The sequence below is a fragment of the Streptomyces sp. XM83C genome, from assembly GCF_023072675.1.
GTDB lineage: Bacteria > Actinomycetota > Actinomycetes > Streptomycetales > Streptomycetaceae > Streptomyces > Streptomyces thermocoprophilus.
Window position 1 is genome coordinate 1 of sequence record NZ_JALLGL010000053.1, and the last position, 26,861, is coordinate 26,861.

General features: G+C 72.8%; 19 protein-coding genes. 7 read left to right on the forward strand and 12 right to left on the reverse strand.

Annotated features, from left to right (window positions below; genetic code table 11):
- Positions 1–199: 199 nt before the first annotated feature.
- Positions 200–1,735, forward strand: coding sequence for an FAD/NAD(P)-binding protein (locus MTQ10_RS09080; protein ID WP_247464364.1), 1,536 nt, complete (start codon positions 200–202; stop codon positions 1,733–1,735).
- Entirely contained in the window at positions 1,732–3,102 is a 1,371-nt protein-coding gene (locus MTQ10_RS09085; protein ID WP_247464367.1) for an MFS transporter, read from the forward strand. Before MTQ10_RS09080 ends, MTQ10_RS09085 begins: the two co-directional genes overlap by 4 nt.
- Here the strand turns inward: MTQ10_RS09085 and MTQ10_RS09090 are convergent.
- Complete coding sequence (locus MTQ10_RS09090; protein ID WP_247464370.1) at positions 2,996–4,096, reverse strand: aminotransferase class I/II-fold pyridoxal phosphate-dependent enzyme; 1,101 nt, start codon at positions 4,094–4,096, stop codon at positions 2,996–2,998. The genes MTQ10_RS09085 and MTQ10_RS09090 overlap by 107 nt on opposite strands.
- A gap of 179 nt (positions 4,097–4,275) precedes the next feature.
- Entirely contained in the window at positions 4,276–5,556 is a 1,281-nt protein-coding gene (gene eno, locus MTQ10_RS09095) for a phosphopyruvate hydratase (protein ID WP_247464375.1), read from the reverse strand.
- A gap of 209 nt (positions 5,557–5,765) precedes the next feature.
- On the opposite strand from eno, the gene clpX reads away from it, so the two are divergent.
- Positions 5,766–7,040, forward strand: a complete 1,275-nt coding sequence (gene clpX / locus MTQ10_RS09100; protein ID WP_282611967.1) for an ATP-dependent Clp protease ATP-binding subunit ClpX — start codon at positions 5,766–5,768, stop codon at positions 7,038–7,040.
- Between the two features lie 405 nt (positions 7,041–7,445).
- Here clpX and MTQ10_RS09105 read toward each other — a convergent pair whose 3' ends face one another.
- The 4 genes from MTQ10_RS09105 to asnB are packed head-to-tail and all read right to left on the reverse strand — an operon-like array spanning position 7,446 to position 11,800.
- Positions 7,446–8,462: a diiron oxygenase gene (locus MTQ10_RS09105; protein ID WP_247464378.1), complete on the reverse strand. Its 1,017-nt coding sequence runs from the start codon at positions 8,460–8,462 to the stop codon at positions 7,446–7,448.
- 10 nt (positions 8,463–8,472) lie between these two features.
- The gene (locus tag MTQ10_RS09110) at positions 8,473–8,757 is read right to left on the reverse strand and encodes a PqqD family protein (RefSeq protein ID WP_247464382.1); all 285 of its coding nucleotides are present in this window, start codon (positions 8,755–8,757) and stop codon (positions 8,473–8,475) included.
- Positions 8,757–9,605 (reverse strand): hypothetical protein, encoded by an 849-nt coding sequence (locus MTQ10_RS09115; protein ID WP_247464385.1) that lies wholly within the window; start codon positions 9,603–9,605, stop codon positions 8,757–8,759. The genes MTQ10_RS09110 and MTQ10_RS09115 overlap by 1 nt, the downstream gene beginning before the upstream one ends.
- On the reverse strand, positions 9,602–11,800 hold the full coding sequence (gene asnB, locus MTQ10_RS09120) for an asparagine synthase (glutamine-hydrolyzing) (RefSeq protein ID WP_247464388.1): 2,199 nt from the start codon (positions 11,798–11,800) through the stop codon (positions 9,602–9,604). The genes MTQ10_RS09115 and asnB overlap by 4 nt, the downstream gene beginning before the upstream one ends.
- A 561-nt stretch (positions 11,801–12,361) precedes the next feature.
- Here asnB and MTQ10_RS31460 point away from each other — a divergent pair.
- Positions 12,362–14,260, forward strand: coding sequence for a M28 family peptidase (locus MTQ10_RS31460; protein WP_247464390.1), 1,899 nt, complete (start codon positions 12,362–12,364; stop codon positions 14,258–14,260).
- Between the two features lie 42 nt (positions 14,261–14,302).
- On the opposite strand, the gene MTQ10_RS09130 is transcribed toward MTQ10_RS31460, so the two are convergent.
- The 6 genes from MTQ10_RS09130 to MTQ10_RS09155 form a co-directional block, all read right to left on the reverse strand.
- A complete protein-coding gene (locus tag MTQ10_RS09130; RefSeq protein WP_247464393.1) occupies positions 14,303–15,793 on the reverse strand; it encodes an amidase in 1,491 nt (496 codons plus the stop codon).
- Entirely contained in the window at positions 15,790–16,122 is a 333-nt protein-coding gene (locus MTQ10_RS09135; protein ID WP_247464396.1) for a hypothetical protein, read from the reverse strand. The genes MTQ10_RS09130 and MTQ10_RS09135 overlap by 4 nt, the downstream gene beginning before the upstream one ends.
- The gene (locus MTQ10_RS09140; protein WP_308404552.1) at positions 16,119–17,444 is read right to left on the reverse strand and encodes an LLM class flavin-dependent oxidoreductase; all 1,326 of its coding nucleotides are present in this window, start codon (positions 17,442–17,444) and stop codon (positions 16,119–16,121) included. Before MTQ10_RS09140 ends, MTQ10_RS09135 begins: the two co-directional genes overlap by 4 nt.
- 4 nt (positions 17,445–17,448) lie before the next feature.
- Positions 17,449–19,683 (reverse strand): FAD/NAD(P)-binding protein, encoded by a 2,235-nt coding sequence (locus MTQ10_RS09145; RefSeq protein ID WP_247464398.1) that lies wholly within the window; start codon positions 19,681–19,683, stop codon positions 17,449–17,451.
- A gap of 18 nt (positions 19,684–19,701) precedes the next feature.
- Positions 19,702–20,892, reverse strand: a complete 1,191-nt coding sequence (locus MTQ10_RS09150) for a hypothetical protein (RefSeq protein WP_247464400.1) — start codon at positions 20,890–20,892, stop codon at positions 19,702–19,704.
- Positions 20,893–21,184: 292 nt separating this feature from the next.
- Complete coding sequence (locus tag MTQ10_RS09155) at positions 21,185–21,397, reverse strand: hypothetical protein (protein WP_247464403.1); 213 nt, start codon at positions 21,395–21,397, stop codon at positions 21,185–21,187.
- Positions 21,398–21,845: 448 nt separating this feature from the next.
- Here MTQ10_RS09155 and MTQ10_RS09160 point away from each other — a divergent pair, with 448 nt between their 5' ends.
- From MTQ10_RS09160 to MTQ10_RS09170, 3 genes are all read left to right on the forward strand, one after another.
- A complete protein-coding gene (locus MTQ10_RS09160; RefSeq protein ID WP_247464406.1) occupies positions 21,846–22,808 on the forward strand; it encodes a nucleoside-diphosphate kinase in 963 nt (320 codons plus the stop codon).
- Positions 22,805–23,848 carry a nucleoside-diphosphate kinase gene (locus tag MTQ10_RS09165; RefSeq protein WP_247464409.1) on the forward strand — a complete coding sequence of 348 codons (1,044 nt, stop codon included), beginning with the start codon at positions 22,805–22,807 and terminating at the stop codon, positions 23,846–23,848. The genes MTQ10_RS09160 and MTQ10_RS09165 overlap by 4 nt, the downstream gene beginning before the upstream one ends.
- Before the next feature lie 443 nt (positions 23,849–24,291).
- Positions 24,292–26,343, forward strand: a complete 2,052-nt coding sequence (locus MTQ10_RS09170; RefSeq protein WP_247464412.1) for a HelD family protein — start codon at positions 24,292–24,294, stop codon at positions 26,341–26,343.
- Positions 26,344–26,861: the final 518 nt, after the last annotated feature.

The following is a 26,861-nucleotide window of genomic DNA, read 5'->3' on the forward strand; positions in this document are numbered from 1 at the left end:
GACCCACCCCGCACCTCGCCCTGAGCCGCCCGCCCCAGCGCTGGCGGCGTGACGGAACACCGAAGCGAACCGCCCACACACCACCACGCCCGCCCGCGCCCCCTCACCCGGGGGGCGCCGCAGGCGTGCCCGTCACCCCCGGAACGCGCACGACCGGCGCGCCGGGACACGGCACCCTTCACAGAGCAACGGAGCACTTGTGTCACAGCAACCGACCCTTGCCGTCGTAGGCGGCGGGGCCGCAGGTACGTCGCTGATCGCCGCGTACGCCCGCCGGCTGTCCAGCGAGATCGGCGGTACCGCCGCCGACGTCATCGTGTTCGAGTCCGCGCAGCGGTACGGGCCGAGCGTGGCCTACGCCCAGGACGCGGACACCGCGCTGCTCAACCGCCCGTACTCCGCCATGTCGGTGGACTACGGCGACCCCGGCCAGTTCCGCCGCTGGCTGTACCGGCGCAGGTCCGCCGCGGCGCCCGCGCCCACCCGCACCTCCTTACGCCCCGCGCCCGCCGGGCACTTCGTCCCGCGCAACCTCTTCGGGAACTATCTGGAGGACGTGTTCCGGCAGGCCTGCGAGGATCTCGCGCTGCTCGGCGCACGCGTCACCCTCGTGCCGACCGCCGTCACCGACATCGTCACCGACGGCACCGCCGGCCGGCTCCTCGTCACCGCGGACGGGCAGCGGCACGCCGCCGACGTCACCGTCCTCGCCGTCGGCACCCTGCCGCCCGCCGACGTGTTCGGCCTGCGCGGCACGGACGGGTTCGTCCACCAGCCGTACCCCCTCGACCGGTCCCTGGACGGGATCGGAGCCGACCGCGACGTCCTCGTCCTCGGCTCCGGACTCACCGCCGCCGACGTGGCGCTGGTCCTCGCCGGCCACGGGCACCGCGCCGGCATCACCCTCGCCTCCCGCTCCGGTCGCGTCCCCGACGTCCGCACCGACCTCGCCTCCTCGCCGCTGCCGGAACTCCTCAGCGACGCCCGCCAGTTGCTGGCCCGAGGCGATGTCACCCTGCGGGGCGTCCACCACATCCTGGACAGCGCGCTGCGCGCCGGAGGCACCACGCTCGCCGAGGCGCTGCTGCCGTACACCGAGGACTGGGACGCCCCCGACCTGCTGCGCCACCGCCTCGCCGACCCGCTGCCCGGCGGGCTCGCGCAGCGCTGCGTCGGCGCGCTCGCCCCCTACTACTCCGCGCTGTGGCGTGCCCTGCCCGCCACCCAGCAGCGGGCGTTCCTGCGTTCCCGGCACCGCACCTACAACTGCCTGCGCAGCCCCATGCCGACGACCAACGCGCAGAAGCTGCTCGCGCTGGGCGACAGCGGTCAGCTGACGTTCCGCCGGCGCATCACCGCGGTGGAACCGGCGCCCGGCGGAGGGTTCACCGCGACCTACGCCGACGGCACGACCACCCGGCACGACGTCGTCGTCAACGCGGTCGGCCGCACCATCGACACATCCGCAGCGCCGCCGTCCTCCCTCGTGTCCCGGCTCGTCGCGCGCGGCACGGTCGTGCCGCACCCGCTGGGCGGGGTACGGGTGGACCCGGCGACCAACCAGGTACTGGACGCGGGCGGCGGCGTCCGCGAGGGGCTGTACGTGGTGGGGGACCTGGCGTCCGGCGAGCATTTCCACACCAGTTCGATGGAGCTGGTGGCCCGGCAGGCGGACACCGTCGCCGGGCGGCTCGTACCGGCCTCGGACCGGGTCCTCGCGGGAGCGGCCCAGTGAGCGACGCGCTCCCCGCCGACCGCCCCGGCACGACCGGCGTCCCCGGCGGTACCGGCGGTGCGCCCGCCGCCGGGACCGCCGGGGCGGCCCGGCCCACCGGCCGTCGGCGCGGGCTCGCCGTCTGTCTCGCGTCGCTGGTGTTCGTACCGCAGCTCGCGCTCGCCGCGTACGTGCCCGCGCTGCCGGCGGTCGGGGAGTCCTTCGGCGTCGGCACCGACGGCACCAGCGGCTCCCTCGTCGCCTACATGGCCGCGTACGCGGTGTGCATGCTGCTCACCGGCAACCTCGCCGACCGCTACGGGGCGCGCCGGGTGCAGCTCGCCGGGCTGCTGCTGTTCTCCGGCGCGTCCCTGCTGTGCCTGCTCGCACCCGTCTACGGGGCGTTCTTCGCGGGCCGTGTGCTACAGGCGCTCGGCGCGGGCACCGGCACGGTCGTGTCCCGGCTGTGGGTGCAGCGGACGCTGCCGGAGCACCGGCGGCTGCCGATGCTGACCATGCTGTCCACGGTGATCGCGGTGACGCCTGCCGCGTCGCCGCCGGTCGCCGGGCTCGTGGTGGAGCATGTGTCGTGGCGGGCGCTGTTCGCGTTCATGACGGTGCTGGGCGTGGCGGTGGCCGCGGGTGTGCTGCGGCTGCTGCCCGCCGACGGCCCGGTCGCCACCGGGGGTGTCCCGGGCGGGCTCGTCGGGTACGCGCGGGCCTACCGCACGGTGCTCACCCACCGGGACTTCGTGGTGTTCGCGGCGGCCATCGCCCTGGCGTGGTGCGCGTACTTCACCTTCACCACGTACTCCAGCGATCTGATCCAGCGGGAGTTCGGGGCGTCGCCCACGGTGTACGGGCTGCTGTACACGCTGGTCATCCTCGGCTACGTCGGCGGCAGCACCACCGCGAAACGGCTCGGCAGGAGCCGTTCGCTGGAGTTCCTGGCGCGCACCGCGTCCGCGGTGGCTGCGGCAGCGGCGCTGGTGATGCCGGTGACCGTGCGGGTGTGGCCGGGCAGCGCGCTGAGCCTGGTGGTGCCGATGGCGGTGTGCATGCTGGGCGTCGGGGCGATGTTCCCGACCTGCCAGGCGGGCATGATGCGCTACGACGGTGAGCACGCCGGCGCGGCGTCGGGGCTGTTCTTCTTCCTCCAGATGGCGTCCGGTGCCGTGTACACGGCGCTGCTGGCGCTGCCGGGGACGGTCGGCGCACAGCTGCTGGCGGCGGCCGTCGCGGTGCCGGCGGTGGCGCTGCTCGCGGTGTGCTTCCTCGCGCTCAGACCCCGGCCGGCCCCGGGGGCGCCTGGTCGGGCGCCGGGGACGGGGTCCGGGCCAGCCGCTGTACGAGGTCGGTCAGTCGGCTCTCCCGCAGGGGAACGCTGAGCCGGCCGACCGTGGTGAGGCCGCCGCCGCTCGACGACCACACGGGGTGCGCCTTGGCCTGCACCCCGTGTGCCGCGAGCCGCTCCACGGCCTGCCGGGGCCGGTCGGGGAACAGCACGTACGGCAGCCCGTCGGCGGCCTCGACCGGCTCGGGCAGTCCCGCGCCGGCCAGCAGGCCGCGGACGTACGGCCGGTTCCGTGCGATGCGTTCGCGCAGCCCCGCCGTGATGTCGCCGAGGGCGAGGATCCGGCGGGCGATGCGCAGCGACAGCGACGACGCGCCGAGCGGGGTGACCGCGCCGCGCACGGCGGCGGTCTGGGCGGGGGACGCCACGCAGTAGCCGAGGCGGACCCCGCCCAGCCCGTACGCCTTCGACAGGCCGCGTACGACGATCAGGTTGGGCACCTCGGGGGTGAGGTTGGCGGCGCTGTAGGCGGGCGGGAGGTAGTTGGCGTTGGACTCGTCGACGAGGACGACGGCGCCGCGCCGGCGGGCGGTGTCGCACAGCTCGCGCACCGCGTCGAGGGCGGTGTGGCGGCCGTCGGTGAGCGCGGGGCGTTCCAGCAGCAGGAGGCGGGCGTCCGGTGCGGTGCCGGGCGGGACGCAGCGGCCTCCGGCGCGGCCGGCCCAGTGCGGGAAGTCGGGGTAGACGTCGGTGACGACCTCCACGGCGGTGCCGCCGGCCAGCAGCGCCAGGTCGTGCAGCAGGGGTCCGACGCCGGCGCCGCAGGTCACGGAGGCGTCCCAGCCGGGCCGGCCGAAGTACTCGGCGACGGCCGGGCCGAGAAGGTGCTCGCCGTACGGGTCCTTGACCATGTAGTCGCCGATGTACGGCAGGTCCTCGGCGAGTTCCGCGGCCAGTTCCTCGGCGACGACGGCCATCACATCGGCCGACAGATGCTCGCGCTCGTCCTGGGTCCAGGCGAGGTTCAGCAGGTCCGCGCCGTCGTCGAGACCGCGCAGTTTCTCGTACGAGCCGATGGCGAGGGACACGGAGCGGGCGACCTTCCTGGCGGGCGGCGGTGACCCGCCCCGCGGCGGGCGGACGCCTGCCGCGGGGCGGGGACGGACGGCGGGCCGGGCGGTCCGGCGGGGCCTGGGCGCCCGGCACGGGGGCCGGGACGCCCGGGGCTGGTGGGTGCTCCCGGGCGGCCCGACGGGCCGGGGTGGGGTCAGCGCACGTGCAGGACGCTGCCGCCCGGGTAGATCGCCTGTGAGCCCAGCTCCTCCTCGATGCGGATGAGCTGGTTGTACTTGGCGGTGCGGTCGGAGCGGGACAGCGAACCCGTCTTGATCTGGCCGCAGTTGGTGGCGACCGCCAGGTCGGCGATGGTGGTGTCCTCGGTCTCGCCGGAGCGGTGCGACATGACGGCGGTGTAGCCCGCCTTGTGCGCGGTCTCCACGGTGGTGAGGGTCTCCGTGAGGGAGCCGATCTGGTTGACCTTCACCAGGATCGAGTTGGCGTAGCCGTCGCGGATGCCGTCCTTCAGACGGTCCACGTTGGTGCAGAAGACGTCGTCGCCGGTGAGCTGGATCTTGCCGCCGAGCGCGGCGGTGACGCTCTTCCAGCCGTCGATGTCGTCCTCGGCCATCGCGTCCTCGATGGAAGCGATCGGGTAGCGGCCGACCAGCTCGGTCAGGTAGGCGATGTGCTCGTCGACGGTGCGCTTCACGCCCTCGCCGGCGTAGTCGTACACACCGTCCCGGTAGAACTCGGACGTCGCCGGGTCGAGGACGAGGACGACGTCCTGGCCGGGGGTGTAGCCGGTCTGCTCGATGGCGCGGACGATGAACGTCAGCGCCTCGTCGGCGGAGCGCAGGTTCGGCGCGAAGCCGCCCTCGTCGCCGACGGCCGTGTTGTGGCCGGCCTCGGCGAGGTTCTTGCGGAGCGTGTGGAACACCTCGGAGCCCATGCGGACGGCCTCCGCGAAGCTCTGCGCGCCGATCGGCGCGATCATGAACTCCTGGAAGTCGATCGGGTTGTCCGCGTGCGCACCGCCGTTGACGATGTTCATCATCGGCACCGGCAGCTGCCGGGCGCCGACACCGCCGACGTACCGGTACAGCGGCAGCCGGTGGGCGGCGGCAGCGGCCTTCACCGTGGCGAGAGAGACGCCGAGAATGGCGTTGGCGCCGAAGTTGCCCTTGTTGGGCGTGCCGTCCAGCTTGATCATCGTCTCGTCGACGGTGACCTGGTCCTCGGCCTCCAGGCCGATCAGCGCCTCCGCGAGGGGGCCGTTGACCGCGTCGACGGCCTTGCGCACACCCTTGCCGTGGAACCGGGTGCCGTCACCGTCCCGGAGCTCGACGGCCTCGTTGGCACCGGTCGAGGCGCCCGACGGCACCGCGGCGCGGCCGAACGAGCCGTCCTCCAGGGTGACATCGACCTCGACGGTCGGGTTGCCACGGCTGTCGACGATTTCACGGGCGACGATCCGGGATACCGCGGTCATGTGACTCCTCGAACGCATTGATCTATTCACCGACATCCTGCCAGAGTTGAGGCATCCGCGCGACGTGCGTCTCACCATGCGCAATCCCAACCCCGCTATATGAGCGGGGTGTTACTCAATTGATCCGCGCCGGTTCCCGGTCCGGTCCGCTTACGGACCCGAGTGCGGCGCCCCGGAGATTTCCCCGATGGTTCGAAGGAGTTCACCGAATGACGGTCGTCGGCAACCAGGGGCCCCAACTCGCCTGCGGCTTCTGCCAGAAGAGACAGGACGAGGTTTTTAAGATTGTGTCCGGGCCCGGCGTGCACATATGCGACGGATGCGTCGACCTGTGCGCCGAAGTCGTCGCCGAGGCGAGAAGCGAGCAGGCAAAGGCACGACTCGTCGGCGGTCTTCCGAAGCCACGTGAGATACGGGCATTCCTGGACACCTATGTGGTGGGTCAGGATCGCGCCAAGAGGTCTCTTTCGGTCGCCGTCTACAACCATTACAAGCGGGTGCGTTCCGGAACGCCCGCCGATGACGGCGAGGTCGAATTGGCCAAGTCGAACATCCTGCTGCTCGGGCCCACGGGTTCCGGAAAGACCCTGCTCACGCAGACCCTGGCCCGCATCCTCGACGTGCCGTTCGCCATCGCCGACGCCACCGGGCTGACCGAGGCCGGCTATGTCGGCGAGGACGTCGACGCGATGCTGATGAAGCTGATCCAGGCCGCCGACGGCGACCCCAGAAAGGCCGAGACCGGCATCGTCTACATCGACGAGATCGACAAGATCGCCCGCCGCGGCGACGGTCCGGCCGTCTCACGTGATGTCTCCGGCGAAGGCGTCCAGCAGTCCCTGCTGAAGGTGCTGGAGGGCTCCGTGGTGACCGTGTCCCCGCAGAGCCGGGGCGGCTCCCCCGCACAGGGCAGCCGCAGCCGTACCGCCCAGGAGGGCATCCAGCTCGACACCTCGCACATCCTCTTCATCTGCGGCGGGGCCTTCGCCGGACTGGAGAAGATCATCGAGGCGCGGACGGGTGCGCAGGGCATCGGCTTCGGCGGCAGCGTACGGTCCCGGCAGGAGGCCGCCGCGGACGATCTCTTCGACTCGGTCACCCCGGAGGACCTCGTCAAGTTCGGCATGATCCCCGAGCTGATCGGACGGCTGCCGATGATCACGTCGGTGGCGCAGCTGGACCGGGAGGCGCTGCTGAAGATCCTCACCGAGCCGAAGAACGCGCTGGTACGGCAGTACCGGAGGCTGTTCGAGCTCGACGGGGTGGAGCTGGTCTTCGAGACCGAGGCGTTGGAGGCGGTGGCCGATCAGGCGATCAGCCGCGGGACGGGGGCGCGGGGGTTGCGGGCGATCCTCGACGAGGCGTTGATCTCTGTCATGTATGACGTGCCGTCCATGGAGGACGTGGTGAAGGTGACGGTGACCGAGCGGACGGTGCTGAAGGGGGAGGAGCCGGTGTTGACGCGGCGGGGGGTTGCTGTGTAGCGCCGGGGGCGGTGCCCTGGGCCGGGCGGGGCTCTGCGCGGTTCCCCGCGGCCCTTTTCCGCCGGCGGGGCGGGGAGGGCCTTGTGCGCAGTGCCCCGCGCCCCTGTCTTGGCGGGGCCATCGTCTTCACCTGCGGGCCGGTGGGCAGGTTCGCGCAGTGCCCCGCGCCCCTGTCTTGGCGGGGCCATCGTCTTCACCTGCGGGCCGGTGGGCGGGGTCGCGCAGTCCCCCGCACCCCTGAGCATCTGCGGCGGCCTGCGCGGATGGGGGCGTGGTTGCCGTTGCGCCTACTGCGGTGGGTGGGTCGGGTGCGTGCCGGGGGTTGTCCGTCCTCGGTGCGGCGCTCCGTCTCTCGGATTCACGCCCCGGCACGCCCCCTCTCGCCGTTCGTGGCTGCGGGGCCGGTCAGTCCGCCAAGCCGTACTTGTTCAGTTCGTCCTGGACCTCCGGGGTGTCGAAGGCGTCCAGGTCGCGGAAGTAGCGGCGGGTCTGGCGGGACGTGGCCAGGGCGTGGGTGCTGAGGACCTCGGGGGTGTAGACCTCGGCCACCACCTGGTCGGCTTCCTCGCGGGTGAGGCCGTAACCCGTCAGTTCCTCGCGGAGGGCCTCTGTGTCGGGGCGGAGAAAGGCATCCATCAGGCGGGGGGCCAGGAGGGCTGCCGCGCGGCGTTCGGTGGGGTCCAGTTGGGCCCACAGGCGTTGCAGGAAGTGGGCGAAGTAGGCGTGGTGGCGGCCCTCGTCCAGGGCGTGGTCGCGGATCGTGCCGGTGACCGCGGAGTCCACACCGTCGTGTCCGGGAACCTCGGCGAGGCTGGCCGAGATCAGTGTCTCCGAGATGATCACGAAGAGCAGCTCGGCCAGGGCACGATGGTGGGCCGGGAGTTCTGTCTTGATCTCCTGGAGTCTCAGCAGGAAGAAAGGCCGGCCGGGGAGTCGTGCGGCTGTGCCGGTGGCCTGGTGGACCTGGGTCGCGAGGTCGGCGGAGAACAGGGCGTGGTAGGCCTCGTCGCAGTACATCTTGTACGCGTCGAGGCGCATCTCCTCCGGGACCTCGACGCCGATCGAGCCGTGCGCGATGCCGAGCACGGTCCGGTTGACGACGAGGTGTTCGAGCTTCGTGGTGAAGTCGAGGTAGCGGTAGAGGTGTTGGACCAGCACCTCGTCGAACACCTTCGCCGGGAGCGAGGCGATCAGGGGGTGCCTGGTCACCGGTACCAGTTCCGGCGGGAAGAAGTGGCGTGGCTCCTCGGTGCGGTCGTCGATCTTCCGCCGGGGTGAGCTGCGTACCGCCGAGCGCTCGTACCAGGTGGTGAAGGGGCTGCGGTACTCGCCCGCGTCGTCCTGGGCGGGGGCCGCGAGCAGGCGGCGGGGGCAGTACGACAGCGCCGTACAGCCGACGAACATTCCTACCGTCCCGCACACGGCGTCCTCCTCACTGCACGACCTCCACCACGCCGTGGCCCACCAGCTGGGCCACGAAGTCGACGGTGTCGCCGGTCGCCTCGTCCACCGGGATGTCGTACTCCTCGGCGAGACGGGCGGCGATCTCCCGCAGCGTGGAAGTGCTGTCGATGCGGCGGAAGATGGCCTGCGCCACCTCGTCCAGTTCGAGCGCCTGGTCGCGTACGGCGATGAACAGGCTGCCGCGGTATTTGCGCACGCGGGCCTCCATACGGCGCCGCACGACGCTGTCCGGGCCCAGTTCGGTCTCGCCCATCAGTGAATCTCCACCTCGATCGACAGATCTCTGCACCGCTGGACGACCCGGTTCACCCAGGTCGCCGGGTCGTCGGGGTCGAGGTCCCGCATCGTCTCGACCGGCCAGTACTCCTCGTACGACAGCAGCCGCGGCCGTGCCTCCCGCAGGCGGCGGGCGCGCCATTTCGGGGTGCGGGAGCCGTACATGCCGTTGCTCTCCAGCAGGGCGTCCACGGCGTGCCCGAACGCCTTGTGCGCCGAGAGCACCGCGCTGTCGGTGTCCCCGGCGGCGAGCTGCCCGAGCGCGTCCTCGACCGCCGCGTCGGCCTCGACGAGGGAGCGGGTCGTCACGAACGCCCGGAACGCGGAGCGTTCCAGCGCCTGCCGTCTGCCCCGCACCCAGGACGCGCCGCTGAGCGTGACGCAGGTCGTCAGGCGTTCCAGGAACAGTTCCTCGGTGTCGGTGAGCGCCCCCGCGGCGGCACCGCCCTCCTCGAACTGGAACCAGGACACCTTGGCGAGCATCTGCTCGACCTGCACGTCCAGCCAGTACTTGATCTCCCAGCGCCGGCCGTCCACCCACTCGACGACGGACGGCACGGTGCCGGGGCACAGCGGCACCGGGACGGTGCGGGCGCTGGGCCCCGGCCAGGGGCCAGGCGCGATCACGTTGAAGTCGTAGTCGCTGCGGTCGTTGGCCCAGCCGCGGGCCACCGAGCCGACGCAGACGACGGCGAGGTGGTCGGCGGGCAGCAGGCCGCGCAGCTGGAGTTCCTCCAGGCAGCCGGCGAGGTCGGACCGGGCCGCCGAGGTCTCCCACGGCCCCTGGAGGAGGGTCGCGCTGTCCACGGCGTCCTGCCCGCTCACGCCGCCGGGACCGCGCCGGTGAGCAGTCCCAGCTCCAGGGCCTCGGCGACCAGCGGGCGCACGTCCTCGGTGTCGGTGCCGAGGTCGGCGAGGAGTTCACCGAGGGGCTTCTTGCCGTCGAAGGCGTGCAGCAGCCGTACCCAGGCGGGGTTGTCGTCCTCGTCGAGGACGTACTCGACGCTGCCGTCGACGGCGAGATACCAGGTGGCGGGCTCGTCGGCGGAGTGCAGCAGCAGGACGTTGCCGGCGAGCTGGAGGGTGGCGGCCTCGTCGACGGCGGGGCGGCGCACCACGCGGGCCTCGATGGTGTCGCGTTCGGCGTCCCAGTCGGTGACCGGTACCGACGCGGGCACGGGGGCCTTGGCGGAGGAGACGTGCGGGGTGGGCAGGTCGGCGGTCATCCGCTCCAGCAGGCCGAGGTTGACGATGCGCAGCAGCAGCTCGACATGGCCGGCGGACGGGTCGTTCTCCAGGCGGCGCAGCTGCTCGCGGACCCCGTCGGGGTCGAGGTGGCGGCGGGCGGCGGGCGAGCTGAGGGCCTCCTCGAGGAGACGGTCCCCGTCCTGCGCGAGCATCCGCAGGAAGGTGCGGTAGGTGTGGTGTTCGCCGTCACCGTAGAAGAAGGGGCCCTTGGGCCGGTTCACCATCTCCGGCGGCAGTACGCCGACCATGGCGCGGCGCAGGATCTGCTTGTCCCACACCAGCTTCGGCCGCAGCGGTGCGGGGACGGCGGCGACCAGTTCGATCAGCCGGTGGTCGAGGAAGGGCACGCGGGCCTCGATGCCGTTGCCGGCGGCGGTGCGGTCCTCGTGCCAGCAGTTGTACAGCTGCACGTCGCGGTACTTCCAGCGGAACAGCGCGGCGTACGGGTCGCTCGCCGGGCCGCCGGCGGCCTCGCGGAGATAGTCGGCGCTGATCGGGGAGCGGCCGGCCGCGTCCCACCACACGCCGAGGTCGGGGCGCAGGGCGCGGTCGCGGGCGATGCCCATGCCGCGCACGTTGCGGGTGAAGTCGTCCCAGTCGCCGCCGCCGGCGATGGTCATGGAGTAGCCGCCGTTGAACTCGTCGGCGCCGCCGCCCAGCAGCATCGCTTTGATCTCGGGTGCGTGGGCGCCGACGTAGCGGTACATCTCGTACTTGTAGAAGGTCTCCGGCCCGGCGAGCGGTGTCTCCAGCAGCCACAGATGCCGCTTCCACTCGTCCACGGTGGGTGTGTGGGCGGTGTCCAGGAGCACCTGGTGGTTGTCGAGGCCGAGGGTGCGGGCGATGGAGTGGGCGGACTCGGCGTCGCCGTTGGCGAGGGTGCTGCCGTTGAGCGCGGTGAAGGTGCGCGGTTTGACCCCGGCGAGCGCGGCGACGGCCGCGGAGTCGATGCCGCCGCTGAGGAACAGTCCGATCTCCACGTCGGCCATCTGGCACTCCTCGACGCTCTGCGCGAGGTAGTGGCCGTAGTCGGTGACGAGCTGCTCCTCGGAGGCGGCCGAGTCGCCCTCGTACGTGGGGAAGTCCCAGTAGCGGTGGGTGGTGTGGCTGCCGTCGTTCAGGTCGAAGGTGACGATGGACGCGGCGGGGACGAGTTCGATGCCGGTGAACCAGGAGTGGGCGGGGCTGTCGTCGGTGACCGGGGCCATGGTGAGCATCTGGTCGCGCAGCGCCCTGTCCCAGTCGAGCTGCCGCGGGCAGGCCGGCTCCTCGAAGAGGGCCTTGATCTCGGAGGCGAAGACGATCCGCTCGCGGTTGAGGTGGTAGAAGAGCGGTTTGATGCCGAACCGGTCGCGGGCGAAGATCAGCTTGCCGCGGTCGCGGTCCCACAGCACCAGCGCGAACATGCCGCGCACCCGGTCGAGGAAGCGCAGCCCGTCCCTGCGGTAGAGGTGCAGCAGCACCTCGCAGTCGGAGCGGGTGCGCAGCCGGGTGCCGGCGGGCAGGCCTGCGGCGAGTTCCCGGTGGTTGTAGATCTCGCCGTTGGCGATGAGGACGAGGGAGCCGTCGTCGGTGGCGAGCGGCTGGGCGCCGCCTTCGGGGTCCACCAGGGACAGCCGGACGAAGCCCAGGCCGAGGGGGCCGGACCGGAAGTACGTCTCGTCGTCGGGGCCGCGGTGGGCCACGGCGCGTGCCATGCGGCGGAGCAGGCCGTCCGCCTCGTCGCCGACGGGACGGCCGTCGACCCGCGCGATCCCGGTCAGGCCACACATACAACTACCTCGCTCGCTGCGGAGATGGGACACGGATGCGAGCCGGGCCGCCGCCGCGGGCGGCCGGGGGCACCGGTGCGGAAAGGACCACCGCGCCCGGCCGGAGCCGGGCGCGGCTCGTCGCGTTCCCGTGCGGGACTCAGACGACGACCTTGAGGACGGTGCCGGAGGTGACCTCCTTGGCAGCCGGCTTGGTGTACTTGCGCATTACATTCACCTCCCACGCGTGTCACGGAACGGCGAATAGCGGTAATACCGCGGGACGCGCATTCCTCGATATCGACGCGGGGAATGCAACAGTCGGCGGGCGCGGCCGTCAAGCGCCACGTGAGACAAGCAACTCCCCTTCCGGCACGGCCCAGTTGACGTTTGTGCAGGTGGTGGCGGGGATCATGGCGGCGACTCGCCGGGCGGGCGAGGAGAAAGGGCGGCGACGACGTGAGACGGATCGCGCATTACGGCGGTCCGGACGGGGCCCGTATGGAGGGAGCGGCCATGCGGCGCGTAAGGTCTTCCGGGAAACCGAAAACCGTTCCGGCCGTATTTTTCGGGGGGAATTCCGTGGCTGATGTGCCCGTGGAGAGCGTGCTGCGTGCCGTACCGGCCGACGAGGTGATGGGGCATGTGGCGCGCGTGGCCGCCCACGACCGGTACCAGGCCTCGCTCGGGCTGGAACGGGCCGCCGCCGTGGTCGCCGACGCCGCCGAGGCCGCCGGACTGACCGACGTCACCGTCGACCGGTACAACGCCGACGGCCGCGCCCAGTGGTGGTCGTTCCGCGCGCCGGTCTCCTGGACGCCGCTCACCGCCCGCCTCACCGTCCACGCGGGGCGCGACGCGGCTGCCCCGCCGCTGCTGGCCCTGGACCACGCCGGGCAGCCCTTCACGGTGGCGACCTACTCGGCGCCCACCCCGGCGGGCGGCGTCACCGCGCCCCTGGTGCCCGTCACCGGCGACGGGCCGCCCGGTCCGGCGGTGGCCGGCGCGGTGGCGCTGGTGGACCGTGCCGCGTATCTGCGCGGGTCGCTGCTGGCCGACCTCACGGCCGCGGGCGCGCTCGGCCTGATCACGGACGCCCCGTGGAAGGGCACGGGCGACGACCGGGAGCGGGGCGGCGCGGGGCGGCATCCCGACGGCTCGGGGCAGCGTCCGGACGGCGTGGGGCAGCATCCCGGGCGGATCGAACTGCCGCCGGACAGCGCCCTGTTCGGGTTCAGCGTCACCCCCGAGCAATTCCGGCTGCTGGCCTCGGCGGCCGGGCGGGGCGCGGTCGTACGGGCCGAGGTGACCATCGACCGGACCGCGGCGATGCCGGTGGTGAGCGGCGTGCTGCCCGGCGACGGCAGCGGCGGCGAGATCTGGCTGACCGCCCACCTGTGCCACCCCCGCCCCAGCGCCAACGACAACGCCTCCGGTGTGGCCGCCCTGCTCGGTGCCGCCGCCGCGCTGTCCCGGTGGCGGCGCGCCGACGCGCGGGCCGGTACGCGGCACGCGATCCGCTTCTTCTGGGGCGCCGAGTTCCTCGGCAACGCGGCCGTGCTGCACGGCCGTTCGCGGGCGGGCGGCGGGCCGCTGCCGGAGGCGCTGATCAACCTGGACATGGTCGGCGAGGACCAGGCGCTGTGCCGTTCGCCGTTCGTCGTGGAACGCCCGCCGGAGACCACGCCCACGCTGCTCGCGCCGCTCGCCGAGCATGTCGTCGACCGGGTCTTCGCGGCCACCGCGCACAGCCCCGGCACCTGGTCGCCGTCGCCGTTCCTCGGCTTCTCCGATCACGCGCTGTACGCCGACCCGTCGGTGGACCGGCCGGCCGTGCAGTTCTGCCATCCCGCAGACCGTTTCAACCACTCGGCGGCCGACAGCCTCGACAAGGTGTCGCGGGTGGAGATGATCCGCGCCACCACGGCAGGCGCCGCCCTCGCCCACACCCTCGCCTGCAGCGGGCCGTCGCGGGCGGTGCTGACGGACGTCGTGGACCGCTGGTGCGCGGCGGAACGGTCGGCGGCCGAGGACACGGTACAGCGGCTGGGCCGGGCCGGCACCGACTGGGGGCGGGGCCTCGCCGCCCACGTCGACCGCCGCGCCGCCGCCCTGCGCGCACTGGCCGCCGGGGCGCCCGTGGAGGAGGCGCGGGCACTGGCCGAGGGCCGAACCGGAGATGACCCGGCGCTGGTGGGCGGCGGTCGGCCGGTGCGGCGCGCCTGGGACGGGCCGCTGAACCTGCGGGCCATGCTGGGCACGCTGCCGCCCGCGAGCCGGGCCCGGCTGGGCGGGATGATCGCCGAGGACAAGCACCACCTGTCGGTGCTGTTCAACCTCGCCATCAGGGCCGACGGCCGCCGCGACCGCGCATCGGTGATCACGGACGCCTCCTACGCCCTCCGCCGCCCCCTCCCACCCGACACCACGGCCGTCCTCTTCGACGCGCTGCTGGAGTCGGGCTGGGTCACGCAGGGCTGACCGGGGGCGGACGCCGACACGCGGGCCGTCACGGGGGCCCGGTCACCCCCGCCCGTCCGGCCCCGGTGCCGTCGCCGATGTCGGGGGGCGGCGGGTCGGGTGGGTGGTGATCGCCTCCACCGCGGCGCCCACGCGCAGGACCGTCGGCTCGTCGAAGGGGCGGCCCGCGATCTGCATGCCGAGCGGCAGGCCCGACGCGGACAGGCCCGTCGGCAGGGCCAGCGCGGGATGCCCGGTCACGTTGAACGGGATCGTCTGCATCGCCGTCAGCTCACGCGGCGGCGGCCAGTCGGTGGGGAACGCGTCCAGGCGGGGCGCCGGCGCCAGACCGGTCGCGGTCACCAGCACGTCGTACCTCTCGAACACCGCCCGGTGCAGCGCGCGGGCCAGTTCCTGCCGCATCCGGTGCGCCTGCACCAGGTCGGCGGCGGACAGCCCGACGGCGGGCGCGATCCGCTGGTAGGTGTAGCGCCCGTACTTCTCGGGCCGCGTCCGCAGGTCGGTCTCGTGGACGGCGTACGCCTCAGCCGCCATGATGACCCGGCCGCACGCGTTGAACAGCCGGTACGGCGGCAGCTCCACCTCGCCGACCTCCGCGCCGCGCGCCGCCAGCTCCCCCAGCACCCGCTCGATCGCGGCGGTCACCTCCGGCGAGGTCGCCGCATCGTCGCGGAACCAGCACGGCGAGTACGCGATCCGCAGCCCCTCCACGCCGAGTCCCAGCCCCGCCGTCAGATCGGGCACCTCCCGCCGCACACTGCCGGGGTCGAGCGGGTCGTACCCGGCGATGACCTGGGTGGCGAGCGCCGTGTCCGCCACGGTCCAGCCGAGCGGCCCGATGTGGTCCAGCGCGTACGACAGCGGGAACGCGCCGCGCCGCGACACCAGCCCGTACGTCGGTTTCAGCCCGACCGTGCCGCAGTGGCAGGCGGGGCCGCGCACCGAGCCGCTGGTGTCGGAGCCGATCGCCACCCGCACCAGCCCGGCCGCGACCGCCGCGCCCGCCCCGGAGGACGAGGCGCCGGTGAAGTGGTCGGTGTTCCACGGGTTGCGGGCGGGCGGGAACGGCAGCTCGGGGCTGGGCCCGCCCAGCGCGAACTCGTGCGTCGCCAGTTTCCCCACCAGCACCCCGCCGCCCGCCGCGAGCCGCGCCTCGGCCTCCGCGTCCTCCTGCGGCACATGGTCCGCCATCAGCCAGGAGTGGCTGGTGGTGCGGATGCCGCGGGTGTCGAAGATGTCCTTCAGCGCGTACGGGATGCCGTGCATCGGGCCCCGGTCCAGCCCTGCCGCCAGCTCCCGGTCGGCGCGGGCAGCGTCCCGCAGCGCGCGTTCGGCGGTGATGGTGACGAAGGCGTGCAGGCGGGGGTTCAGCTCCTCGATACGGGCCAGGGTGTACCGGGTCAGTTCCGTCGCGGACAGCCGGCCCGCCCGCAGCAGAGCGCCCGCCTCGGCGACCGACAGTTCGTGCAGGGCGCGCGGCGGGACGGAAGCGGGGGCCGGGAAGGTCGCCTCCGCGGTGGTCGTGGTCGTCAACGCCCGTTTCCTTCCCTCACGGTCCTGTCGTGCCCTCCGGTCCCGCCGCCCTCGATGCCGGGCGGCTCCGGGTCGTGCTCCTCGGCCTCGCGGACCTCGGCGTCGTACTCCTCGTACTCCGTGTGCGCCTCCACGCGGTACACCGCCGCCGGTTCGCTGCCCGGCGGCCTGTCCGGGGTGCGCAGCAGGGCGGCGAAAGCCATCAGTTCGGCGTACGAGGCGACCGCGCCGGCCCGCCACTCCGCCGGGACGGGCAGCCCCGCACGGGCCGCGACCAGGTCGAACTCGGCCGCCCTGGCACGGTCGTCGCCGTGTGCCGCCGCGCTCACCGGGCCGGCCTTTCCAGTCCCAGATGGTCGCGGAGCGTCCTGCCCTCGTACTCGGTGCGGAACAGGCCGCGCCGCCGCAGCTCCGGCAGCACGAGGTCCACGAAGTCGTCCAGCCCGCCGGGCAGTTGGGGAGGCATCACGATGAAGCCGTCGGCGGCGCCGCTGCGGAACCAGTCCTCCAGGTCGTCCGCGACCGACTCGGGCGTGCCCACCACCTGCCGGTGACCGCGCGAGCCCGCGACCCGCTTGTACAGCTGCCGTACCGTCAGCCCCTCCTCGGCGGCCATCCGCACCAGCAGATCGCGGCGGGAGCGGCCCGCGTTGGAGACGGGGATGTCCGGCAGCGGGCCGTCCGGGTCGCAGCCCGACAGATCGACATGGCCCAGCTCGCTGGAGAGCAGCGCGAGACCCACATGCGGGTCGATCAGGTCCTGAAGGCGTTCCACCTTCGCCTCGGCCTCGGCGCGGGTCGGCGCCACGTACGGGAACACCCCGGCGAGGATCACCACCGACTCGGGGTCGCGGCCCGCCTTCACGGCGCGCGCCCGCACGTCCTCCGCGAACAGCAGAGCCTGCTCACGGGAGTGCTGCGCGGTGAACACCACGTCGGCGACGGACGCGGCCAGATCACGGCCCGGCTCGGAGGACCCCGCCTGGATGGTCACCGGATGCCCCTGCGGCGGTCGCGGCATGTTCAGCGGGCCGCGCACCGAGAAGTGCTCGCCGCTGTGGTGCAGCGGGCGCACCCCGTCCGGGTCGAAGAACCGGCCCGCGTCCTTGTCGCCCAGCCACGCCCCGTCCGACCAGGTGTCCCACAGGCCCTTGACGATCTGCGCGTACTCGGAGGCGCGGGCGTAGCGGGCGTCGTGCTCGGGGTGTTCCGGCAGGCCGAAGTTGTACGCCTCGAACGGGTTCTGGGAGGTGACCAGGTTCCAGCCGGCGCGTCCGCCGCTGATGTGGTCGAGCGAGGCGATCATGCGGGCGATGTGGTACGGCTCGGTGTACGTGGAGGACACGGTGGCCGTCAGCCCGATCCGCTCGGTGACCCCGGCGAGCGCGCCGAGCAGCGTCAGCGGCTCGAACTGGGCCACGTACCGGATGGCGGTGCGGCTGAGCGCGTCCATGTCGTCGCCGCGCATCGCCGAACTGTCCGGCAGGAACAGGAAGTCCATCCGGCCGCGCTCGGCGGTGCGGGCCAGCTCCGCGTAGTGCGCGAAGTTCACCCCGGCGTCGGCCGGCACGGCCGGGTGCCGCCAGGCGGCCACGTGGTAGCCGGTCGGGTAGAGGAAGGCCCCGAGCCGCATATGGGAGTGGCGTGTCAACGGTTCAGCCCTTCGTCGTCGCGTCGGCGGTGTGGTGCGGGGCGGCGGGCGTACGCGCGTCCTCACCGCCCGGCATGCGCCGTACGGCCTCCTCGGCCCACTCGGCGGCGACCGCGAGGACCGAGCTGTTGCAGTACGGGCGGGCGGCGCTCTGCTGGAAGACCCGCAGGCCCTCGGCGGGCGCGCCGAGGAAGGTGAGGCGGGGTTCGGTGCCGCCGCCGGGCAGCACCGGGTGGAAGCGGTCGTCGAGGTGGAGGGCGCCGGGGACGAAATCGGCCGGGTCCTCGGTGGCCGGGGTGCCCGGGGTGGCCGAGGTGCCCGGGGTGGCCGGGGTGGCCGAGGTGCCCGACGTGGCCGAGGCGTGCGGGGTGTCCCGGGTTTCCGGGGTCTCGCGGTGGGCGTCCGGGGCCTCGCGGCCGGTGTCCGTGCCGTCCGGTCGTGCCGGTCCGGTGTTGCGCCAGAGCTGCACCAGGCCCTCGTCGAGCAGCGACCGGTACAGCGGCAGCACGTCGCGTCGCGCGTCGAAGGGGTGGACCCGGCCCTCCACCACCGTGTCCACGCGGCGGACCACGCCCGTGCGTCCGCCGGTCACGGTGAACCCGGCCCGCCCGTCGGCGGCGGGCGCCACCTCGGGTTCCGGCCCCACCGACAGGTCGATCAGTCCCGCGTCGAGCAGCGCCAGCACCTTGCGCATCGGCTCCGTACCGGCGCCGTTGGACAGCCGGTTGTAGTACCGCATGTGGGTGCGGACGAACCGTCGGTGGGAGTCCGGGGTGAGCCCGCCGAAGTCCACGGCCTCCGCGAACACCGGCCGCAGATCCCGCCACACCCCGTCGCAGGCCGCCTTGACCGCGTTGCGGAGGTTGCCCTCCAGCGCGTCCAGATGGTCGCGGCGCATATGGTCGGCGGTGCGGCGGGCCCAGTCGGCGCCGTCGTCGCCGGTGCGCGCGGACCCGGCGGGGAGGGGGTCGTGCACCGCCCGCCAGTCGAAGCGGGCGCCGGTGGCGTCCGACCGCCTGTCGCCGTCCGCCGGCCCCTCGCCTGTCGGCCCGTCGAGGGGCGCCTCCAGGGCGGCGATCAGCGCATCGGCCCCGGCCTCGCCCCACGGTGCCCGGCCGGCGAGGAAGTCCCGGTACAGCGGCTCCACCGCCGCCCGCAGCCGGTCCGCGACGGCGTCGCCGCGCAGGGTGCGGTTGTGCACCCACGCCATCTCCAGGACGACCAGCGGGAACAGATGCAGGTCGAAGTCGAGGGCGAGACGCCCGTCCCGCATCCGCGCACCGGCCGTGGCGCGCAGGGTGCGTACCGCGTCGACGGTGAAGAACACCCCGGTGTGCTCCAGGCTCGGGTCGGCCACCTTGCGGTTGACCGGCCGGCCCGACACCGGCACGCCGCTGGGGCTGACCGCGACGACCACGGACGGTTCCCGGCCGGCCGGGACATAGCGCAGCCCGTGCGGACCGGCCTGCTCGTCCGGTACGAACGTTCCGCCGCGGCCCTCCGTCAGCTGGAGCAGCACATCGATCGCGGTGAGGCCGAGCCCGCGCACCGCGACCGGCCGGCCCGGCGGCACGGCCCGCTCGGTCAGCCGCTCCGCCAGCGGGTACGGCGTCGGCACATAGCCGGCGTGCGCGGCGAGCCGCTCCTCCTCGCTGCCCGGCGCTGGCCGGTTCCACGAGTGGCCGGTGACGAACAGCACCTGGTCGGCTGCGAGTTCGGCACCGTCGGCCGTACGCAGCACGAACCGGTCCTCCGGGCCCGCACCGCCCGTCCTGCGCACCGACGTGACCTCCGCGGTACGCACCTCGACCCGCACCCCGGGCACGGAGTCGAGCCGGGCGACGTAGGAGAGGAACATCTCCCGCAGCGCCAGCCCGTGCACATACCGGCGGGGCACCTCGTCGGCCCGCAGCAGGAAGTCCGGGTGCCCGGTGCGCGCGTACCGCTCCGCGCACCACTGCTGGAACGTGGGCCGCAGCTCCGCCGGCAGCAGCTTGCGCGGCGGATCGCTGGACTCGTCGGGCGCGAAGGCGATCTGCCCCGTCACCCGGTTCAGATAGCCGACCGGAGTCTGGGTGTCGCTGTGCACCTCACCGGCCCCGGCCCGGCCGCCGCGCTCCAGCACGACGATCCGGACCGGGCCCGCCGGAGGGGCGTCGGGCAGTACGGCGGCCAGATGCGCAACGGCGTACGTGCACATCGGGCCGCCGCCCACCACCGCGACGGTGTGCGCCGTCATCCCTGCCGTCCCGCCGCGTCAGCCGACGGCCGGCTGTGCACCGCTGAGCATCTTCTGGAACTTGCGCAGCAGCGGGAACGGCACGGTGCGCTCCACGTGGAAGCCGAGCTGCTCGTTGTACGTGTACTCGACCGGGTCCTGCTGGCTGAGCTGCGACAGGCCGCGCGCCACCTGCTCCAGATAGCCGGGGAACTGGGACTGCATGGCGTAGACGACGCTGTAGTACAGGTTGCGGCCCAGCGAGAAGCAGGGGTAGCGGGCGTCGTAGTTCTCCAGGGAGTACTTCGGGAAGCAGCCGTCGATGATCCGCTTGGGGCACAGCCACAGCGGCAGGACCAGCGTCACGTCGCCGATCTTCCGGGACGGGAACGAGGCCGGCTTCAGCCCGGTCGTGACCCGGTAGAGGTTCTCGCAGACGATGTCCTCCAGGTTCACCCCGGTCGCGATGTACGGGGTGCCGAGGTCGCGGGCCGCCTTCGACAGCGCGAGCCGGATCAGCAGCGTGCCGAGGAACTCGAAGTCGTCGCCCTGGAACTCGCGCTCGAACCGGTCGATCAGATCGACCGAGTCGGCGGGGATGCCGAGGAGCTGCTTCACCTCCTCGGCTTCCATGACGGTCAGTTCGAGGCCGTACTTCTCGCAGAGCGCCTCGGCGCGCGGCACCCCGGCGTCCCAGTCGGGGATGCCCTTGAGGATCACCGGGTGGACGCGGATGCCGTGGTCGGCGAGCTGGCTCAGGCCGTACAGCAGGGCGTTGCTGTCGCCGCCGCCGCTGACACCGACGACCAGGTCCGCGCCCTGCGGGACGGCGGCGCGCACGGTGTCGCCGACGCGGTCGGCGATGATCTGCCGGCACTCCTCGGGGCTGAGCTTCTTCAGGAACGACTCGGCGAGGCCCGTCTCGTTGTCGAGGCGCTGGTACACGTACTCGGTGGCCTCGCTGCCGGGGTTGTCGCTCTCGATCGTCTTGAAATTCTCGATCGAGAAATTGAACGGATTCACGTTCCGGTTGAAGTACAGCAGGATTTCCGAGGCGTCGTCGAAATCGGCGAGCGTACGGTCGAGGGAGGGCGAAAGTCGCGGGTCGCCACCGGATTTCGGCACCACATAGGCGGCCACCGCGGACCACGGCACGTGATTGCGGCCGAGGATGTCGATCAGACGCTCGTCGGCCCCACCGCTCAGCAGCTGCCGACCGTGCGAGGTCACAACGGAAACCTTGGGAAGCTCGCGAGAAGAAGTGTCGGTCATGACCTTGTCCTATCCGGCGCGACGAAAAGCGGGAGATCAGGGAGCGGGGGCTCCGGGAGGAGCGGCGCGCTCCGGTGAGCGGGAGGCTCTGGGGGGAGCGGCACGCTCCCGGGAGCGGGAGGCTTCGGGAGGGAGCGGCCGGCTCCCGGGGTTCCGAGGGGGGAGTCGGGAGGCTCCCAGGTGGTTCGGGTACGGCGCTGCAAGCGCCGGGCGGGCGCCGGCCGAGGCCGACGACCCGCCCGGCGGCGGATCACTGGGCGCCGGTCTCGCAGCTCGCGCCGGTGATGACCTCGAGGCCGTGCTTCGAGGCCGGCACGAAGGAACCGGCGGCGCGGAACGCCTCCAGCTCACGGACGCCCATGACGGCGCGCTCGGCGGCAACACCGGAAGGAATGAGCTCGACCAGCTCGTTCTTCAGGTTGAAGTTGCTGCTCTGCACAGCGGTGGAAACAGCTTCACGCATGTGAACCACCCTCCTTGTGTGTCGGAACGGGAAGGTATTTCCCGCAGCCCGGAATTAACCGGACGCCGACAGTGACCGTCAAGGGACGCAAGGGCCGCCCGACATGTATTCACCCTGCCATTTCTTTACCTGGACCGGGACCGGCGGCCGTACCGGAACCCGCGCCCCGCCGAAGATGTCCGGATTGACCCGGGGCGCCCCTGCCGGACACCACAGGTGCGGGTTTCAAACATCGAAGTTGTCTCGTCTGGAGGGGCGCCGGGGCCGCAATCCCAAATCACGTCTCATGTGATTCCGTCGCGAAATACGCTGCCTGCTAGAGTCCCGGACGACGGCAGATCTGACGGACCGGCAGGGGCACCCGCACGGACACGGCGGACGCGGCGGACCCGACGGACGCGGCCGACACTGCCTGCACGACGACACACCGGCACGGCGGAAGGGCCCGATGGGAACGCTCGACTGGTCGGAGCTGACACGCAGTCAGAAGAAGCAGGAACTGTACGCCCGTGAGACCTGGTTCCGCGAGGGGCTGCGGGACGCCGAGGAGATCCTTGGCCCGCAGCGGCTGCCCGTCGTACTGCGGGAGACCGCCCTGCTGATGCTCAAGCCGGACGGGCTGGCCGCGGCCAGACTGGAACCGGTGCTGAAGTTCGTCACCGAGCACGACTTCGAGGTGGCCGCGGTACGCGACTTCCGCTTCGAGGGCCACCACTGGCGGGAGTTGTGGCGCTACCAGCTCACCTCGGCCACCCTCGACCGGCTCGCCGTCAATGATCTGATCCTCGGCTCCGGCCCCGCCCTCGTGCTGCTGCTGCGCAGCGGGCCCGGCCATGAACTGCCCGCCACGGTACGGATGTCCACGCTGAAGGGGTCGGCCACGCTGGAGGCGCAGCGGCCCGGCACCCTGCGCAGCCTGCTCGGCCAGCCGAACCGGGTCCTCAGCCAGCTGCACGTCGCCGACGAGCCGGCCGACCTGCTGCGTGAACTCGGCCTGCTGTTCGGCGAGTCCGCCCGCCGCGACCTGTACGCCGCGCTCGCCTCCGGCGACCTGGCACCGCGGGACAAGGCCACCCTGGACCGCGCCCTGCGCGACCATCCCGCGCCCGGCCGCTCCCTCGCCCTCGCCGACGCCCTGCGCGCCGTCACCGAGGCGGTCGACGCCGCCGAGGCCGGCACCGGCGGGCCCGGACCGGCGAGCGCCGGCGTCCGGGACGCGCTGGCGCGCATGGAACGCGGTGAGCGCGTCGCCTGGCGGCCGTTCGCCGCCGGTCTCAAGGCCCTCGGCGCCCGCCCCGACCGGTGGGACCTGGCGGTCCTGGGCACCTACGTCATCGAGTACGACGAACCCGGCCACCCCAAGGTGCTCACCAACCCCGACCCGCAGTCCTGGAAGCGAGCGACCGCATGACCAGCACACCCGCAGCACACGACCCCAGGGTCCCCGACGAGGCGCAGTGGTCCGCGCTGACCGTCTCGGCGACGAAACGCGAACTCTTCGCCGAGGACCTGTACTTCCGCGAGTGCTGGGCCGACGCGCTCGACGTGTTCGGGGGGCAGCCGCCCGCCGGCGGCACGCCCGCCGCGGGGGACTCCGGCGCCCGGGAGGCCGCCGGTACCGCCGCGGCGGCGCTCGGGCCGCTCGGGCTACTCAGCTTCAAATGTGACGGCATGGCCGCCCGCCGCGCCGACCGCACCCTGCGCTACCTCTCCGACCAGGGCTTCAGCATCCTCGGCAGCGCCCGCATCCGGCACAACCGGCACTCCATGCGCGAGCTGTGGCGCTACAACTGGCACGTCTACACCACCGACCGGCTCGCGCTGATGACGCTCATGCACAGCGTCACCGAGTCCCTGCTGCTGATCGTCCACGACGAGCGGTACGACCCCGCCGTCCCCGGCTCGGTACGGCTCGCCGACCTCAAGGGCTCCGCCGACCCCGAGGCACGCGGCCCCGAGCATCTGCGCACGGTCCTCGACCCGCCCAACAAGATCATCAACTTTGTGCATGTGGCCGACGAGCCCGCCGACATCGTCCGCGAGGTCGGCATCTTCCTCGACCGGCCCGAGCGGCGCGCGCTGCTCACCCGCGTCCGCGACGCCGACCCGGAGACGGCACGGCAGCAGGCGTACGAGGAGGTGGCCCGCCTCGAAGCCGAACTGCCCGCCAACGACTTCGACCTCGACGCCGCCCTGAAACGGCTCGAAGCCGTCACCGACGCGGAAGCCCTGGGCCGTATCACGACCGCTGTCTCAGGTGGTGCCCGCCTCTCCTGGGACGAGCTGTGCGGCCTGCTCGACCCGGCCGACCCGGCGGTCGACACGTGGGATTTCGTCCGCGTCGCCACCGAGGTGCTGGACGCCGACCGGCCCGCCTCGGCCGACCTGCTGCCGCCCAGCTCGGCGGAGGAGTGGCGCAGGCTGGGGCCGGGAGCGGACGGCTCGGCCTGAGCCGTTCCGTTCCGTCCGCTGTCCGCCCTGCCTGTCCTGGACCCCGTACGCCTGTGCAGTACCGGAGCGTGCGGGGTCCCGGTGTGTCTGCGGCCCGGGGTGTCCGTCGCCCTCGGGGCGGCCGGGTCTCCCGGGGTGGCCCGGCCTCCCGGCGTGCCGTCCGCCTCGGCGCGTCCGTCCGCCTCGGCGTGTCCGTTCGCCTCGGCGTGTGCGTCGTCTCGGCGTGTCCGGCGTCTCGGCATTTCGTTCGCCTCGGCGTGTCCGGCGTCTCGGGAAGGTCCACTGCCCCGGCGGAAAAATCCATTCGCCTCCGCCTCCGGCGCTCGCCTAGAATCTCCGCTCTTGCCCGCCTCCCTCGCCGGAGTGCCGCCGACCGGTCGGAAACCGGCCGGCCCGATCACTCATCCAGGAGTCACAGCAGCAGGTTTTCCGGAGGCACCCCCTTGTCCACGCCCGTCTCCCAGTCCGCCGACGATCCCCTGGCCCGGGAGCGCGCCCATCTCGCCAGGTCCCGCGCCGCGCTGCGCGCCATGCGCGAGGACGTCGAATCGCTCGACATCAGCGACGTCACCGCGAACTGGGTCAACGCAGCGGCCCTCGCCCACCAGATCGACGAACGCATCAAGGCCCTCGCCGACCTCAGCGACACCCCGCTGTTCTTCGGCCGCCTCGACTATCTGCACGCGCCCGGCTCCGACAAGGCCGAGGGTGCCGAGGGCGAGCGTTTCTACATCGGGCGGCGGCACGTCCACGACGCCGACGGCGACCCCATGGTCATCGACTGGCGTGCGCCGGTCTCGCAGCCGTTCTACCGGGCGTCGAAGAAGGACCCCATGGACATCGGGCTGCGCCGCCGCTTCGGCTACACCGGCGGTGACCTCACCGCGTACGAGGACGAGCATCTGTCCGACCCGGCCGAGGTCGCCCGTACCAGCCGGCTGCTCCAGCAGGAGATCGAACGGCCGCGCGTCGGCCCCATGCGCGACATCGTCGCCACTATCCAGCCCGAGCAGGACGAGATCGTCCGCTCCGGGCTCGGCGGCACCGTCTGCGTGCAGGGAGGGCCCGGCACCGGAAAGACCGCCGTCGGCCTGCACCGCGTCGCCTACCTGCTGTACGCGCACCGCGAGCGGCTCGCCCGCACCGGCACTCTCGTCATCGGGCCCAACCGGTCCTTCCTCCACTACATCGAGCAGGTACTCCCCGCGCTCGGCGAGCTGTCCGTGCAACAGGCCACCGTCGACGACCTCGTCGCCCACGTCGAGGTGCGCGGCACCGACGACGCGTCCGCCGCCGTCGTCAAGGGCGACGCCCGCATGGCCGAGGTGCTGCGGCGCGCCCTGTACTCCCACGTGACCATGCCGACCGAGCCCGTCGTCGTGGTGCGCGGCTCACGGCGGTGGCGGGTCCCGGCGTACGAGATCGAGGACGTCGTACGCGAGCTGCTCGACCGTGACATCCGCTACGGCGCCGCCCGCGACGCGCTGCCCCAGCGCATCGCGCACGCCGTCCTCGTACAGATGGAACGCGCCGGTGAGGCCCCCGACGACCGGGTGCAGGACGCCGTGGCGCGCAGCGCCGCCGTGAAGGCCGCCGTGAAGACGATCTGGCCGGCCGTCGACCCGGCCAAGCTCGTCCTGCGGCTGCTGTCCGACCCCGACTTCCTCGCCGAACACGCCGACGGTGTCCTCGACGCCGACGAGCAGAAGGCGATCCTGTGGGCCAAGCCGGCCCGCAGCGTGAAGTCCGCGAAATGGTCGGCGGCCGACGCGGTGCTCATCGACGAGGCGAGCGACCTCGTGCAGCGCACCCACTCCCTCGGGCATGTCGTGCTCGACGAGGCGCAGGACCTGTCCCCCATGCAGTACCGGGCCGTCGGACGCCGGTGCAGCACCGGTTCCGCGACCGTCCTCGGCGACCTCGCGCAGGGCACGACGCCGTGGGCGACACGCGGCTGGGAGGAGGCGCTCGCGCACCTCGGCAAGCCGGACGCGGTGATCGAGGAACTGACCGCCGGTTTCCGCGTGCCGACCGATGTCATCACGTACGCGTCCCGGCTGCTGCCGCACATCGCGCCCGGGCTGACGCCGGTGGCGTCCGTCCGTGAGAATCCCGGGTTCTTCGAGGTACGGCCGGCCGGCGGGACCCGGGACGTGGTGTCGGCGTGCGAGGAACTGCTGCGGAACGAGGGCTCCGTCGGCCTGATCGCCGCGGACGCGCGGATCGCGGGGCTGGCGGAGGCGCTGCGGGAGGCGGGGGTCGGGTATCTCGCGCCGGGTGAGGAGACCACGCGGGAGACGCGGCTGACGCTGGTGCCGGCGTCGCTGGCGAAGGGCCTCGAGTACGACTATGTCGTGCTGGACGAGCCGCAGGCCGTCGTCGACGGGGAGCCGGACGAGCGGACGGGCCTGCGACGCCTGTACGTCGCGCTGACACGTGCGGTGTCCGGCCTGATCGTCACACACGCGACACCCCTGCCCCGCCAACTGTCCTGACGGCACGCGGGCCCGGGGCTTCGCGTCTCACTGCGGCCTGCTGGGTGGCGTTCGCGCGTCCTTTTTCCTTGCGGTTTCGTTTTCACCTGCGGGCCTGTGGGGCGTTCGCGCAGTTCCCCGCGCCTCCTTTTTGCTTGCGGTTTCGTTTCCACCTGCGGGCCTGTGGGGCGTTCGCGCAGTTCCCCGCGCCCCTTGGTGTGGCAGAGCCATCGCTTCCACCTGCGGGCCGGTGGGGGGTTCTCGCGCAGTTCCCCGCGCCCCTGAGTGCCTGCGGCGGCCTGTGTCCGAGGGTGCGTGGTTGCGGTAGCGCCGTCCGTCCAGTGGGTGGGTCGGGTGCGCGCCGGGGGGTGTCCGTCCTCGGTGCGACGCTCTGTGCCTCACATTCGTGCCCTGCGTTTTCGCCGCACGCTGCGGGCGGGCACCCCCCGACACGCCCCCTTCCCGCCGCGGGCGGCTGCGGGCCGTCGACGGCCCAGGTCCACGGGGCGACCCCGGTGCGAGCGGTCGGGCAGTCGCTG